Raw genomic sequence first — 15,360 nt, forward strand, 5'->3', positions numbered from 1 at the left:
AGAGCAAAATCAAATGACCGGCTATACCAACGGCTAAAACATTTTTCACTCATACCGCTGTAACGGTTCATATTTCTATAGGTTGCCTTGCCTTGAAATACGATTAGTGTCGCCAACAATGCCGCTATAAATGTGCGTTGAGGCTTATTAACATTGGACATTGAGCGTTAAACCGTTTTTACTATGCTTTCTAAAGATAGATTCCTGTGACAATACGACGTTGATAACCGCATTCTCGCAGTTTCTATCTTTGGTACAACCTACCACTCTCAGCCAAAAACTGTCTACAGTATTGAATATATAAAGTAAAAAAATCTGTGTCTTATTGCTGTTAGTGACTACAGAAAAGCTCTGAAACGCAAAACGAGTTGTTACTTCTGGCGGCAAAGTATGAAACAATTGTCAGTAAAACTTAAATGGTTGTAGGGTATACGATTATGAGGTAATGTTGTGTAGAGCGAGTAACAAATATTTTAAACTCGGAATATTTTATATGTTCCAAAAATGGAAATTATAGATATTTAAGGTTAGGGGGTGTTAAGTACTAATAGGTGAAAATTAATCATCAGTATATAGTCAGTTTGCTGGCTTACTCGTTAATATACTTATATAATTCTTTCTAAAGTTCCACCCCTCTTGACTTGATCTATAGCAGAGTCAATCCTATGCTTGTATGGTTTGAGATGTTTATGCATCCTAAAAACAAGAGGGGCTTTAGAGTGTGTTGCTCCAAAGATTACTTCTTAATTTAATACTTTAGACCAATACATAGCTGACTTTTTTGCTATTATTCCTTGTTTAACTACGCCATTACTAACCGCAATAAGTAACTCCTTTTCGCTTTCGAAGTTAACTCGCTCAAACTGGCTTTGATCAAAATAGTCATAACCTTTTATCGTGCCAACTTCTTTGCTGTAATCTAGTTTTAAATTATGCTGTGTGTTTTTTTTGTGAAAAATAATAACGTCATCTGCTGATAAAATAGTTTTTGAAGTAAAGTATTTTTCATCAAACTTAAGATTTGGATGCCAAGCTTCACTTTCAATATCAAGGTCAAGCTCACCAAGGTCTAATGATTTTTGTGCAGAAATAGTTGAACTTAGCTTTACAGGTAACCCTTTTAGTCTAGCCCTGGTAAGTATTTCAGGAATTAGGTCTACAAATATTCCAGCTGCTTTACCGCTACTATCGTTAAATACAAATGGATACCAGCTATCTGAGCTAGTAATATCGTACTTGATTATGGGCTCAATTTTTTTTATGATTTCTTGTTCTATTAAATGATTGATTAAGCCGGATTTTATATTGCTCTTTATTACTTTTTCTAAGCTGGATGCTATCTCTAAATGCTTATTGCTCAAAGAATGATAGATAGAAAGATCTACTAAGTTCGGGCTGATCCAGTATTTATCAGGGTTTATCTTATTAGCAAGAGTGGCTATCTTTAATGAAAAAGTATCAGTAAGAAAACCATCAATCCTATTGTATTCTAGCATGGTGAATAACTGATTAATATCATGAGCTAAATGTAAATTAATAACTTTTTCCTTTGCATAGTAGTCTGACCAATACCGCCCTCTAAGGGAGCCAACTCGCTTTTCGTTCAGATATGGTATACCCCAGTCAATCTTCTCTTTTGTGTTTTTTGTAATATAAACTCCATAAATCTTAAGGATAGGAGTTTCAATTTTTATTAGAGAAGGCTCTTCGTTGATGAAGAAAAAGTTCGAACGACCAACTTCTCCATCAATACCTCCTGACTGTTGCATAAGTAAAAGTCTTTTAGGTGGCGCAATGACTGCGTTAAAGCATAAACCTGCTGTCTCATAGATTGATCTTAAAACAGGAATTAATGGGTCGTGGAATGGTTTTTCAAAAAAACCTATTTGCATGCATGACGAACCATTTACAGGTTTTATATAAATTTGTGTTACTAGAAATAAAATATAAAAAAATTTAATTAATAAGAAACGCATAACGCTTTGATAGGTCAATCTTGATACTTTTTGAACTAGAATATAAGCTCAAGTTAAAAAACATAAATATTATCCTCCATAATTCTTAGAGTTGTCTCGCAAGTATACTACTAAAAATAGTAGTTCGTCACGTAATATACTAAATACTTAGTTGTCTCTCAAAAGTTGTTGAGTCCTCTATTGTTAAATTACGCTTGGAGTAACTCCTTTTAAGCATCTGATGACTACTTCCTTATTACAAACAGCTCAGCAAAAGCCATCCAATCAGTGCTAGTCAAAAAAAATTATTGACGGCCATTCGACTAGGTTTGATTTGGGAATAGATGGATATCGCAAATTGACTCTTGCTCTACATGAGCACAGTACACATTCATCAAGCACTGTTTATAAATATAAGCGGGAAAAACTACTCTTGTAGCTCTTTTGAGGCTAGCTTTTTTTCTAGTTCTGCTGGTAATAGTACAGTATTTGCAGTAATGTTTGTTAGCTGTTGAAATAGTCGATGTTGTTGAAGTTTATTCAAGGTTAATGAAGGAAAATGATTGTCTCGCAAATAGTGTATGAGTTTAAGCGTTTTAAATCCATCAAACCAGTGATGAAAGTGCTCTTTTAACTTATCACCTTCCAGCTTCTGCTGAGTGATATGCTTTTTAAATTGATTTATTTTTAAGGTGGTTAGTGCATTAGTCACTTCTTGAGGTAATTGTTCAAACTGCTTTTCGAAATAGTCTTTTGTCAGATTTTTTTTTGTTTTAAAAATTGATAATAATTTCTTAAGTGCATCAAAACATTCAGGGTTGTAGTATAAGTAGTCTTTTTTTGGCTCGCTAAGGGTTGAAATAGAATGCAATGCGGGACCTGTGCCAAAAGGGACGCGATCAGACAGGCGTGCATTGATGGTTATGGGCTGACCTCTGAGTGAAATGATTTTGCCTACCTTAGCTAGTTTATTCAAACAATAGAAGTCTTCACCCGCATTTCGACAGGGAAAACCCCTTACTTTTGTATAGGCTTCTGAGTGAATAGCTAATAAGCTACCTGTTGTATGAAAGGCATAAGGTGAGCCTGCCCAACGTAAGGCTAATACATAATAACGAAGTCGAATATCGTACAGCTGTTGGCTAACGGTTAAATCATGAGCATCAGCCAGGTGTTGGTAATTATAAATAAAGGCACTGCAGTTATTTGGTGCGCAAGGATGTTCTATAACTTGCTCTAAATAGTCTGCGGGTAATACTGCATCCATATCTGTTGAGAAAATCCAGGGGAAGCGCACTACACCTTGGTGTATCAAACGGCAGGCAATATCAGCACCTATTTTTCTGGCAAGACCAACGCCTGATTTAGCTGGAATCAGATTAGGTGCAGTAGAGCGGTTAACAATATACAACCAGTGTTGATTAAAGGATATCAAACTGCTCAGGCAGGTTTTATGATCAACATTGAGTTGGTTTAATAGCTTGTGGTTGCTAGCGAGTTGTTGTGATGTTGCGTTATTAGGAGCATTAACCACCAGCACTACTAGCCAGCTATCTTCAATATTGAGTGGTTGTAAAAGACGTTCCAAAGATTGAAGCGTCTCATTAAAACAGGGCACGACCAGTACGCTTTTAAACTGCCTTGTTTGTATTAAGGGTAAAATTCGTTGTGCTTCTGTTTCAGCATACTTCAGTAAGTACTGTTGAACTCGTGATGACATGATAAATATCAGGTTAAACCTTTGACCTTTATCGCTGAAAGATATTGACTCGCAAGAGATACCCTTCACGAATGATTTCTAGGTTTTGTTATCTTCACTCCTCACCCCAATCACTTATTAATACAGGCTCATGGGACTTCGTCACTCGATGGCTGCACTTAAAAACCATTCGTATTGGGTAGAGTATATACCCCTCTCTATGGGTATTGTTGGGCAAAGACTGGACATTTTAGAAAAATATGGATCTAGACTCAAATACTTGCTACTAAAAAAATTGCTTTAGCACTTGATATTTACACTGATTGCCCCATAAAGCGCTATACCTGGAATTAATGAGTGCACACTAGTTTTATTTTGATCTCGTTGTGGATTGTTGTACCCAAAATAATGGGTATGTATCAGTAGCAGCTTGTGTACTCTGCGGAGTCACTGGTGAACTGGAGGCATCGTCTTACCTTATGAGTAGTAAAACAAAATATAAGCCATCTGATGACTTAAAACCTCAGAAAAGTACAGAAGGGATGAGCTGGTCAGGGCAGCTTGCATGGTTTATTAATCACCCTAAGGTGCAAAATGGCATAGTCATATTAATTTTATTGAATGCAATACTTCTGGGAGTTGAAACTTGGCAGTGGGCTATGGAGTCTATTGGTTGGTGGGTTTTAATACTTGATCAAATCATCTTGACTGTATTTGTAATCGAGATTACTGCTCGATTAATCGTTCACCGTTTAGAGTTTTGGAAAGATCCATGGTCCATATTTGATTTTAGCGTTGTGGTTATCGCACTGTTACCTGCGACAGGCTCTTTTGCTGTATTGCGGGCTTTGAGAGTTTTGAGGGTGCTACGTCTATTAACAACAGTACCTTCGATGCGTAAGGTTGTGAGTGCGTTGCTAAAGGCTATTCCAGGTTTAGGCTCCATTGCGCTTCTTTTATTGATTATTTATTACGTATTTGCCGTTATTGCGACAAACCTATTTGGAGAAGCATATCCAGAGTGGTTTGGCAATCTTGGTCAGTCACTCTACACATTATTTCAAATAATGACACTAGAGAGCTGGTCTATGGGAATTGCCCGACCAGTGATGGAAAACTTTCCTTTTGCCTGGGCTTTTTTCGTACCTTTTATCTTGATTGCGACTTTCACCATGCTGAACTTGTTTATTGCTATTATTGTGAATGCTATTCAAGATTACAGTGAAGCCGAACATAAAGACACGATTGAGCATGTTACCAATGTACGGGATGTGATAACCCATGATTTACACCAGGAAGTGAAAGCATTAAGAAGTGAAATCAGTGAGTTGAAGTCTTTATTGGTAATGCAAAGTAAAAAGAGTTAGCTGACATTATTAACAGATTACTTGTACTCCTCGACCAAAAACTTTACAGGTTTTATGAAAAACAAGTAGAACCGGTTACACTTTTAGAAGGCTGCATTTAAGATACATGGTTTGCTGTGTACCTTAACGTACGTTCAGAGTTTAATGTGGCCATATTGATACCCAAAGCGAAGGGTATATCAAAAAAAAGTGTTATTCGTTGTATAGTCAAGTTGAGGAGTAGAGCGTAATGCTTTTATTGCGTAAACCAGTAAATATGATCGTTTTAATGATCTCCTTAGTACTGGTGTTACAGGTTAGACAGAGTTTTGCTGCTGAGAAGAAAGCCCCTGACACGCAAGAGAAGCCCAGTATGTTAGAACGTCCTCTTATGGAACGATATGTGCTGGATGAGCTCAAGTCACTCCGTCAAGACCTCCTTTTACTTAAAAATGATGTCACACGTGATTTAGCAAGTACTCAATTACAAACAGCAGATAGATCCCTTCGGTATACTACAGATACGGTCAATAACATTTTTTTCATTATCACAGCTGCCACGTCAATATTGATCATTGCGGGTTGGAGTTCCCTACGAGATGTAAAAAGCAAAGTGGATGAGCTGGTAGACTCAAGGGTGCGTTTAATTTCGCAAGGTTACGAAAAGCGGCTTGCTGAACTAGAGAAAAAACTGCGCCAGCGTACAGATCAAATTATACAAGCACAGGAAGAAATAGCACTTACTAACAATATTCATTCGTTGTGGATGCGTTCAGGCCTGGAATCAACACCGCAGTCTAAGATAAAAATTTACGACCAAATATTAAGCTTAAACCCTGAGGATGTAGAGGCTTTAACTTATAAAGCTGATGCGGCCTTAGAGCTCGAAGAACCTCAGTGGGCATTAAGCTTGTGTAATAAAGCGTTAGAAATTTCATCCGAATATCCTTATGCCTATTATCAGCGAGCCTGTGCTCATGCGACGTTGGGCCAAGATGATTTGGCAATAGATGATCTTACCAAAGCACTGGATTTATCGAGTACTTATGTGGATGAAATGAAAGAAGAGCCTGCTTTCAAATCATTATCAGAGAGTGATCGTTTCTTAGCGTTAGTTTCACATCACTAATAGCTAAGAGCTTGGCCTTTCCAGTCTCAAGTCTGGGTAATGGTAATTTTTGCTTCACTCTATCCTCATAAGAGGGCATAGAGTGTTATGTTTATTCAGTGAGGTATTTTGATGGAGTCTATTCAACTGATCTTCATGCTATCAACCCTGTTATTAGCTGCTGTGTTAACGGCAGTAAAGACTAAAGGGGATAGAACACCTGTACGTGGGTTAAAGTTCCTTGGGATCTTGGTTTCAAGCGTACCAATTATTGGGGTTATTCAGGGGATAATAGTTAGAAAGCGCCTGCCCTTGTATTCTGATGCTTGCTTTATCCAGGCCATTTATTGTGGAATTGGGTATGTCATTATTACGCAAGTACTACCTAAGTACGCGTAAAATAAATATATCTTTCACGAATTATTTTTTAGTGAGGCTAGTCTTAGTAGACCTGCCCCACTAAAAACCTTCATTTTGGGCATAAGTGATAAGCAAGTGTATGAAATCCTGCTTAGCTTTGCTTTTTAAAACGTTCTCTTAAGTGTTGTATGGCGGTATAAAATACGGGTACCAGAAGAGTGCCAACAATACCAGCCGCAAGCATACCCCCAAAGACACTGTACCCAATGGAATGTCGACTTGCAGCACCTGCTCCAGTAGCAATTACTAATGGCACAACACCAAGAATAAATGAAAAGGCCGTCATAAGAACCGCTCTGAAGCGAAGCGTAGCTGCAGTCACTGCGGCATCCTGAATAGATAAACCTTCTGCTTCACGTTTTTCTTTAGCAAATTCAACAATCAAAATTGCATTTTTACTGGCAAGTCCAATTAATAGCACTAAACCAATTTGGGTGTATAAGTTCGCATCGGATTGCGCAATCCATACATTTAAAAAGGCACCTAAAATAGCGATAGGGACCGCAAGTATGACTGCCCAAGGAATAAGCCAGCTTTCGTACTGTGCAACTAAAAACAAATAGACAAATATTAACGCCAGCGAGAAAAGTAAGGGGGCAAGATTACCAGCAGCAAGCTCCTGATAGGTCATACCTGTCCACTCAAAACTATAACCGTCAGGCAGTGTTGCTTTGGCAGCTTTTTCCATTGCAGTGACGGCTTGTCCTGAACTATGACCGGCAGCTGGCTGACCATTAATGGTAACGCTGGTAAAAAGGTTATAACGATTTATGACATCAGGGCCTAATAGAGGGGTGATTGAAATAAGTGTGCTCAAAGGCACCATTTCTCCTGTGGCACTTCGAACATAAAAGCGTTTTAAATCATTTTCGTCATTGCGAAACTCTGGCTCAGCTTGCAATAACACTTTGTAGGTTTTACCAAACTTGTTGAAATCATTAACATAGAGTGAACCGAGCTGTGTTTGCAGCGTACCAAAAATGTCAGAAAGCGGCACGCCTAAGTTTTTAACCTTTTCGCGCTGAACATCGATAAACATTTGTGGCACATTTGCCCGAAAAGTACTGAATGCAACGCCTATTTCTTTTGTTGAATTGGCCGCTAGTAGTAAACCACCCATAACCTGTGCTATTTCTCTTGGGTCACGGCCAAGCTGGTCTGTGAGTACAAACTCAAAACCACCTGTGGTACCAAGGCCAGGAATTGCTGGAGTACTAAATGCAGCTGCTTTGGCGCGAGCAATGGTGGAAAGTTTAGCCTGCACTTGTCGGATAATGGCTGATTGAAAAAGCTCGGGTTCTTCTCGTTCATCCCAGGGTTTTAGTACAGCAATGGCCAGTCCGGCATTAGATGACATAGCACCGTTGAGAATGCTGTAGCCAGCTACAATCATTACATCAGAAACGCCGGGTACGCTTTTAACCATATCCGTCACTTGATGCATAACTTCTGCAGTTCTATTCAAGGATGCGCCATCTGGTAACTGTACATCTATCATGAAATAGCCTTGGTCTTCTTCTGGGATGAAGCCTGTAGGTAGCTGCTTTGCAAATACAAGTAAAATAGCGATTAGGGCTAAAAAGAGTAGGCCAACGATAAATAGTTTTCTTACTAGAATGGTGACAGTGCGCTGATAACTTCCTGTCAGTTTGTCAAACCACTGGTTAAACCACCTTAAAATAAAAAAGGGAGGAGAGGTAGACGGTTTTAGGAGGGTAGCACACAGTGCTGGGCTAAGGGTTAGGGCATTAATAGATGAAATAAGTACAGAAACAGAAATAGTGATAGCAAACTGTGCGTACATTTGTCCTGTAATACCGGGCATAAGCGCCACAGGCGTAAAAACCGCAAGCAATACAAGAGTTGTTGCAATAATTGGACCACTTACTTGCTGCATAGCTTTAACGGTAGCTTCGACGGCAGACAGTTTTTCTTCTTCCATTAATCGCTGAACATTTTCGATGACCACTATCGCGTCATCAACAACGACACCGATAGCAAGAATAAGTGCGAAAAGTGAAATGGTGTTAATTGAAAAGCCAATAGCCAGTAGAACAGCAAACGTGCCTATGAGGGATACTGGAATGGCAATAGAGGGAATTAGTGTTGATCGCCAGTCTTGCAGGAATAGAAAGACGACAAGTATGACCAGTAAAACAGCCACAAAAAGGGTTTCAACCACTTCGGCAATGGATGTTTCAATAAATCGTGTCGTGTCGTATAAAACTTCGAAACTGATATCATTGGGAAATTGCTTGGCCAGTCGTTCCATTTCGTCTTTGACTTTTTGTGCCACTTCCAAAGCATTTGCATCAGGTAACTGGTAGACGGCGAGAATAACACTGGGGCTATTATTAAGCTCACCAAACCAGCCATAAGAGGCAGAACCTAGCTCAATGCGTGCAACATCCCTCAAGTAAATTGATGATCCATCATTGCGTGATTTTAATATAATTTGCTCGAATTCCTCAGGAGATGAGAGTCGTCCCTTTGCTTGTAAAGAATATTGAAACTGTTGAGTAGGAAGTGAAGGTGCTGCACCAATTTGGCCGGCGGGTACCTGAACATTTTGCTCATTGATAGCATTGTCAATGTCTTGTGTGGTGATGGCATAAGTCGACATTTTTGCTGGGTCAAGCCAAATACGCATTCCATAGTCTTGTGCACCTAAAATTTGGGCATCACTGACCCCTGATACCCTTGCTAGTGTGTCTTTAATATTGATACTGGCGTAGTTCGATAAAAACAGGCCATCATAAGTGTTATTTGGGGAAATCAAATTAACAATTAATAGTATGTCAGATGACTTTTTATCAACGGCTACCCCTTGTCGTGTAACTTCAGCTGGAAGTTGTGGATTGGCTAAAGCAACACGGTTTTGAACATTAATTTGGGCCATGTTTGGGTCGGTACCCACGGCAAAGGTAACAGATAATCGATAGCTGCCATCATTAGCGCTTTTAGACGACATATAAATCATATCTTCAACCCCATTGACCTGAGACTCAATGGGATTGGCGACGGTATCTTGAACCACTTTGGCACTGGCACCAGGAAAGTTGGCTGTGACTTCGATAACGGGGGGGGTAATAGGGGGAAACTGAGCAACGGGTAATACAGGAATAGCAAGTAAACCTGCAAGGGTAATAATAATCGAAATGACAAAGGCAAATTTTGGCCGATAAATAAAAAATTGGCTGATCATGGTGTGCCTCCTAATTAACTTGCTGTTGTTTCTTTAAAAGGCGCAACCTGTTGTTCAGTCGGTTTGACTTTACCTCCAATTTTAACTTTTTGAATACCTTCTGTAATAATCGTTTCACCAGGATTTAATCCATCTATCACTTCCCAGCGTGTTTTGACGCGTTGTCCTAGTTTAACTGGGCGGGCTTCAACCACTTTTTCACTATTCACCACCAGAACGAATTTGCCCTGTTGATTTTCTTGAACGGAAGCTTGTGGAACCAGCAGAGCTTGCTGTGGTGTTTTTTGCCGTAAAATAAGAGTTACGTATTGGCCAGGTAACAGCATTTTATTATCATTAGGGAACACCGCACGAATTTTTATGGTACCTGTAGCTTGGTCAACGCGATTATCCATAAAATCCAACTGCCCATCATGAGGGTACATTTTGTCATTTGAAAGCCTTAGTTGGGGGACTACTGAAGGTTCCTCCTGACCGGCCGAAATTCGTTTTCTCGCTTCCTCCTGGAAGTCCACAAACGCTTTTTCATTAACCTGAAAATTGACGTAGATTGGATCAAGTTTAACGATGGTTGCCAGCGTATCCTGATTAGGTGTAACAAGATCTCCTAAACTTAATAGTGATTTGCCTATACGGCCAGTGATAGGTGCTGTAATTTTAGTGTAACTTAAGTTTAAAGCGGCTTTTTCGAGTTGGGCTTGCGCGCCTTTTAGTGCAGATTCAGCTTGAATTTTTTTACTGGTTAACTCATCCATTTGAGACTGACTGATAGTTCCTTTTTTGACAAGTCGTTCCCCTCGATCAAAGTTAATTTTTGCTTCATCTAATATGGCTTGTAAGCGCTCAATTTCTGATTGGCTTTGGTCTACAACAGCTTGGTAAGGGGCAGGGTCCAGCGTGAATAATAGCTGATTCTTGGCGACTTCATCACCTTCATTAAAGTGTCTTTCCAGTAATGTTCCTTCAACTCGAGAGCGAATATTTACATCTTCACTGGCCTCGGTTCGACCTACCAGGTCGATGGAATGAAATATTTTGTCTTCTTTAACAGTGGTTACGATGACGGCAGGAGGCTCTTGAGTGATTGGTTCTTGCTCACAACCAGTGGTGCTTATACCTAGAAACGTAATCAGTATTAAAGTTGCTATCAGCGAGATTGGTTGTTTCCTTTCGTAAGATACGACAGACATCCCTGTGGCTCCTTAAGGCATTGCTTACTTCGAATATTAAAAAAGTACATTCTAGCTTGGTCATCGTTCATTGTTATAGAGCTGAGTAAGTTACTATTTATGTAAAGTAAAGTGTGCTGAGTTCCTTGCTATTTTATTTATAGAGTATAGTTTTTGTATATAGATTATAGTTATAACTGAATGATAGTTATTATTAATTAACATGAATCTAAAAATGTATCTTTAGTATCTTAATTAATAGAGATGAAAAAAGTATTGAAAGAACATAGTGTTCTAAGTATTTAAATAATATTACATTATAGTTAGCGTTAGTAGTACAAAGATTGACATTAAAAAAAATTTTTATTGATTTTATTAATCCTTTTCTTTTGGAAGCCGATATAAGAAGTAAGCGATGGCAAAAGAGGTTCGTCAGGAGGTGTGAGATGAATAATCAAGTGATCAACCTCCTTCATACAGTGGTTCCTGCAACGTTGTCATATTTGAATGTACATTCACCTGTGGCAGCCTGCTTAATGGTCACAACAGCCTATGCAGAAAGCAGTCTTGCCACACATCAATATGATGGTAATGAGGGGTTAGGGGTCTATCATATTTCAGCTGAAAGTCACCGTTACCTGTGGGATGCATACTTAGCTCAGCATCCTGATTTAGCTAGTAAAGTACGTGGGTTGGCATCTCAGCAGTTGTTTTTAATTCAACCGGAGTTAGAGCTTTTAGGTAACCTATCATATGCAACGGCAATTGCCTGGCAGCTTTATCTTCAATCTGGCGTTGCTCTACCTGCAACAGCCGACCCATATCAACTAGCTCATTTTTGGCTGGAGAATTTTGAGAATGGATCAGAAGGTAAGACAGTAAATGTGTTTATGCAGTCGTGGAAGTTGTTACGAGACTGCCATTCGATGTTATTAGTAGCGTAATAGCTAAAGAGTGGGGTGGTAACTGAAGGAGTGGTAGTTATTGACTGAGTATTTCACAAGTGAAGTTTACATTGTAAGTGATTTCTAACTACATATTTCCTTTTGAAAAGCATTATACACATAATGCTTTTTTTATTTTTAGAGGTACCCTTTAGTTTATTGCTTGATATGGTCTCTAATGCTTATCGCTAAGAGTATTCATGCTAAATTTAGTAAACAAGGGATGATGAATACGATCCATAAAAGTGGCTAAAGTTTGGGTAATCACACTAAAAAAGTCAGGTTTAAAAACTAGATAACGATGATAAATATTTGGCACCTTGCTCTGTGGCTGGCAGTGATTTTTTCATGTAATAGCTATAGTGATGACTTAATAGTATCGGGGCATTCAAGCTACCCCCCCGTATCTCAGGCAGAGGGAGAGTTAATCACTGGTATTGGAGCAAAAGTAATAGCTGCCATCGCTAATCAGCTTGGCATTTCATATCGACTTGTCTCCTCAGGTCCATGGAAGCGTGTCCACTGGGCTGCAGAGAAAGGGAAAATTGATATGATTGCAGGAGTGTATCTGAATGAGCATAGAACAGCCTATTTGGATTATGCTGAGTGGTTCATGACTGACCCTGTTGTCATTTTTGTCAAGAAAGGCAATGCGTTTCCATATCGTCAATGGAAAGACTTGATTGGCAGGAAAGGTTCCACTAATTTAGGTGAAAGCTTTGGAGAAGCATTTGACCGCTTTATTGAAAAGTATCTTTATATGGAGTGGGAGCATGAATCTATAGATAACTTTCGGAAACTTGCCCATGGCCGGATCGATTATTTTCTATATGGGCTTTATCCTGCATCAGCCCAACTTAAGGTACATGGTTATGAAGACGTTTTTGAGGTAATTCCTACCCCAGTTGTTGAAGAAAAGTTTTATTTTGCTTTTTCTAAACACTCAAAGTTTCGTTACTTAAAACCTAAAATGAATGCTGTCATCGTTGAGTTAAGAGAGTCTGGAATTATTCAACGATGGGTAGATGAATTTTTTCGACGTTAATGCCATCAACTGTTAATACTGTAAAATTGACGTCTGCATATCCTTTTTTATTAAGCTTATCAATTATTCTTGATTAATCAGTCAAGAGTTTTTTATTTTAAGTTGTGTGTTCTTATTTTAGTGATAGTCGAACATTGTCGATAAAAAAGTTATCACTATGAGGACCAAAAATCATGATATCCAGGCTTTTAATATTTAATTTAGTGGGTGTAGTGAAACTTCCTGTCACGGGCCACCATTGTTGAGTAGGTACTTTGCCAAGAAAGATATCTTGTATTTGTAGACCTTCATTACTGTCAATAAAGAGGTGTACGCAAACATTATCACTGTATTGTTGTGTGCCAGGAATATTAATCTCAAAGCTTAGTTGATACCGGTGCCCTGCGAGAAGTAATTTTTTTGCAGGTAGTTTCGCCGCTGAAAACCATTTATGGCGATTAAAAATATGTAAGACACCACCTTGCTCTGACTGAGTATATTGTTGTTCTACATTGGCACCAAACATACCTTGCCAATGTTGAGAGTCATACTCAAAATCAAAATGCAGGCTTGGTAAAGTTTTTATGGAGTATGAAGAAGTGTAGTTATGCGTTGCCTTAAGCTTTTCTGAATAAGGCTGAAGGTGGTTGGCATAGATTTCTTGAATAAGGCAAGTATAGCTGATTATTCCCCATAACAACTGAAGACGATAACGGGTAACGAGTCGCTCCTTGCTAGAGTTGAGCATACCTTTCTCCTTATAGGTAAACTATTTATCGCTTTTTTATTGTGGTTATACAATTCATAAGAAACACAAAACAAGTATTTTTGTCCTCAAGCCTTTGATTGCACAGTACCTTACACTTACACAAGTACTCTACAAGAGTACTCTGGAGGTTGGTGATTGTCTTACTTGAGCACAGCTTAACTTGCATAGACTAAGTTTTGTTAAAAATTAAGTATCAGGTAAAAAGGCGAATCAAGAATGTAAGGCACAAGGCGGGTTTTGCAAAGGTATAGTGAAGTTTAATCGTTTGTTATGTGATCTATTTCAATTATAAGTGTCTGCTTATATCTGTGGCTAAGTGTTCTGCCAGCCTGGTATGCTTAATATTGGAAAGGGGAGTTTTTCATTATGCCGAGTGTAACAGTAGCATTGAGTATATCTACAGAGGAGTTTTTGCGTTATTACAAAGGCTCTGCAAAACAAGTAATAGCGCACACGGTCGATGGTCGTTCAGTTAGTTTCCCTGCTAATATCTTACAGCGTTTCTTAACGCATGAAGGAATACATGGACAGTTTGTTATTGAGTTTGATAATGCAGGACACTTTAAGTCTATTAAAGATATCTCTTGTTAAGTTGTTATAGCCTGAAGCATATTAACTGGCGCACTGAACGTCCTTGCCTTTTCTCGTTTCAATTATGCCGTCACCATCTGTATCTGCGGCATGTTGTGCTCGTCCAGTAAAGCTAACAATGAGCTGTCGTGCATGACGATTATTATTGTCGGAAGGGCAGACGGTTAAAGTGCCTGCTGTACCTGAAATGATGCCATCAGGTTTAAAGCGTAGATAACTTCTACCTGCTGATAATCGGCTTGATATTTTAACTCGGGTGTTTAAATCAAATATTTGATAAAGCGTTTCTCCCGCGTCAATCTGCTTATTTTTATTAGGATCGCTAAAAACAATGATATGTTGCTGCCACTTGGCCTGGCAGGAAATGCCATCTGCTGAAGGGCATAGTGTGACAGTGGTTTTGTGAACCACAGCTTGCGTACGCGCTGTAGCGATAGCGCTATGAATTGTGTTGATACTGGTCCGGGTTGAGCTGCTTTGTATAAATTGATTGAGTGCTGGCAGGCCATAGCCAATGAGAATTAATAGAATACTGCAAGTCACTAGTAATTCTATCAGTGTAAACCCTCGCATATTATGGGGAGTGTTAATGTTATTAATTGATGGTGTTTGTTGGGGAGGCGTAGAATTTTGATGGATTACAAATGATTGCATGTGCCCTCCTTGGTCTAATAGTGCATATACCGTTAACAAAAGGTGTATATACGAGGTAAGTTGCTTTCCCTAAAAAGTAAAAAATAAATCTGTATAAAAAATGATCATATTTGTTTTTGGGAAAAAATCTGTTAATTCTTCAGCAACTTTTTTGTGCTTGAAAATGTTCTCTGGGTTAACGTTGATTTAGCTCAGTTTTGGCTAGGGCCTGTTAACACTATTTGAATCACCACTGCCGTAGACTATTTTTTCGCCTAGCAAGGCACAAGGAATGCTGTGTAGTCATTCTACATAAATGACTTGTAACACTGCTAGGTGGAAAAATAATCACGGCCCGAAGGGTTATGACGGTAAAAGCACTACTCGTTGTTGCTCATTGTTCATTTAGAACAACTAAACTTCACGCTTCGCGCCTAGATTAGTGCTTTTACCGTCATAACAGTGATATTCAAATAGTGTTAACAGGCCCTAGTCTA

12 protein-coding genes are annotated in these 15,360 nt (G+C 38.9%); 6 read left to right on the forward strand and 6 right to left on the reverse strand.

Going from position 1 to position 15,360, the window contains the following annotated elements:
- Positions 1–743: 743 nt before the first annotated feature.
- Together F607_RS0119630 and F607_RS33055 are read right to left on the reverse strand one after the other, a co-directional pair.
- Entirely contained in the window at positions 744–1,892 is a 1,149-nt protein-coding gene (locus F607_RS0119630) for a type 2 periplasmic-binding domain-containing protein (RefSeq protein WP_169719824.1), read from the reverse strand.
- 490 nt (positions 1,893–2,382) lie between these two features.
- A complete protein-coding gene (locus tag F607_RS33055; protein WP_027709451.1) occupies positions 2,383–3,675 on the reverse strand; it encodes a glycosyltransferase family protein in 1,293 nt (430 codons plus the stop codon).
- Between the two features lie 458 nt (positions 3,676–4,133).
- Here F607_RS33055 and F607_RS0119640 point away from each other — a divergent pair, with 458 nt between their 5' ends.
- From F607_RS0119640 to F607_RS0119650, 3 genes are all read left to right on the forward strand, one after another.
- Positions 4,134–5,021, forward strand: a complete 888-nt coding sequence (locus tag F607_RS0119640; RefSeq protein ID WP_230400441.1) for an ion transporter — start codon at positions 4,134–4,136, stop codon at positions 5,019–5,021.
- A 229-nt stretch (positions 5,022–5,250) separates the two neighbouring features.
- Positions 5,251–6,129 carry a TPR end-of-group domain-containing protein gene (locus F607_RS0119645; protein WP_051311653.1) on the forward strand — a complete coding sequence of 293 codons (879 nt, stop codon included), beginning with the start codon at positions 5,251–5,253 and terminating at the stop codon, positions 6,127–6,129.
- A gap of 111 nt (positions 6,130–6,240) precedes the next feature.
- Complete coding sequence (locus F607_RS0119650; protein ID WP_027709454.1) at positions 6,241–6,507, forward strand: hypothetical protein; 267 nt, start codon at positions 6,241–6,243, stop codon at positions 6,505–6,507.
- Positions 6,508–6,619: 112 nt separating this feature from the next.
- On the opposite strand, the gene F607_RS0119655 is transcribed toward F607_RS0119650, so the two are convergent.
- Positions 6,620–9,733, reverse strand: a complete 3,114-nt coding sequence (locus F607_RS0119655) for an efflux RND transporter permease subunit (protein ID WP_027709455.1) — start codon at positions 9,731–9,733, stop codon at positions 6,620–6,622.
- Positions 9,734–9,747: 14 nt separating this feature from the next.
- Positions 9,748–10,923 (reverse strand): efflux RND transporter periplasmic adaptor subunit, encoded by a 1,176-nt coding sequence (locus tag F607_RS0119660; protein ID WP_051311654.1) that lies wholly within the window; start codon positions 10,921–10,923, stop codon positions 9,748–9,750.
- 425 nt (positions 10,924–11,348) lie between these two features.
- Between F607_RS0119660 and F607_RS0119665 the strand changes: the two genes are divergently transcribed.
- On the forward strand, positions 11,349–11,846 hold the full coding sequence (locus F607_RS0119665) for a hypothetical protein (RefSeq protein ID WP_027709457.1): 498 nt from the start codon (positions 11,349–11,351) through the stop codon (positions 11,844–11,846).
- A 301-nt stretch (positions 11,847–12,147) separates the two neighbouring features.
- On the forward strand, positions 12,148–12,891 hold the full coding sequence (locus F607_RS0119670) for a substrate-binding periplasmic protein (RefSeq protein ID WP_027709458.1): 744 nt from the start codon (positions 12,148–12,150) through the stop codon (positions 12,889–12,891).
- A 112-nt stretch (positions 12,892–13,003) separates the two neighbouring features.
- Here the strand turns inward: F607_RS0119670 and F607_RS0119675 are convergent, their stop codons facing one another.
- Positions 13,004–13,618: a carbohydrate binding domain-containing protein gene (locus F607_RS0119675; protein ID WP_027709459.1), complete on the reverse strand. Its 615-nt coding sequence runs from the start codon at positions 13,616–13,618 to the stop codon at positions 13,004–13,006.
- Positions 13,619–14,005: 387 nt separating this feature from the next.
- Here F607_RS0119675 and F607_RS0119680 point away from each other — a divergent pair, with 387 nt between their 5' ends.
- Complete coding sequence (locus tag F607_RS0119680) at positions 14,006–14,230, forward strand: DUF2835 domain-containing protein (protein WP_027709460.1); 225 nt, start codon at positions 14,006–14,008, stop codon at positions 14,228–14,230.
- A gap of 21 nt (positions 14,231–14,251) precedes the next feature.
- Here the strand turns inward: F607_RS0119680 and F607_RS0119685 are convergent, their stop codons facing one another.
- A complete protein-coding gene (locus F607_RS0119685) occupies positions 14,252–14,884 on the reverse strand; it encodes a GspH/FimT family pseudopilin (protein ID WP_027709461.1) in 633 nt (210 codons plus the stop codon).
- Positions 14,885–15,360 lie beyond the last annotated feature (476 nt).

The organism is Zooshikella ganghwensis DSM 15267 (genome assembly GCF_000428585.1).
Lineage (GTDB): Bacteria > Pseudomonadota > Gammaproteobacteria > Pseudomonadales > Zooshikellaceae > Zooshikella > Zooshikella ganghwensis.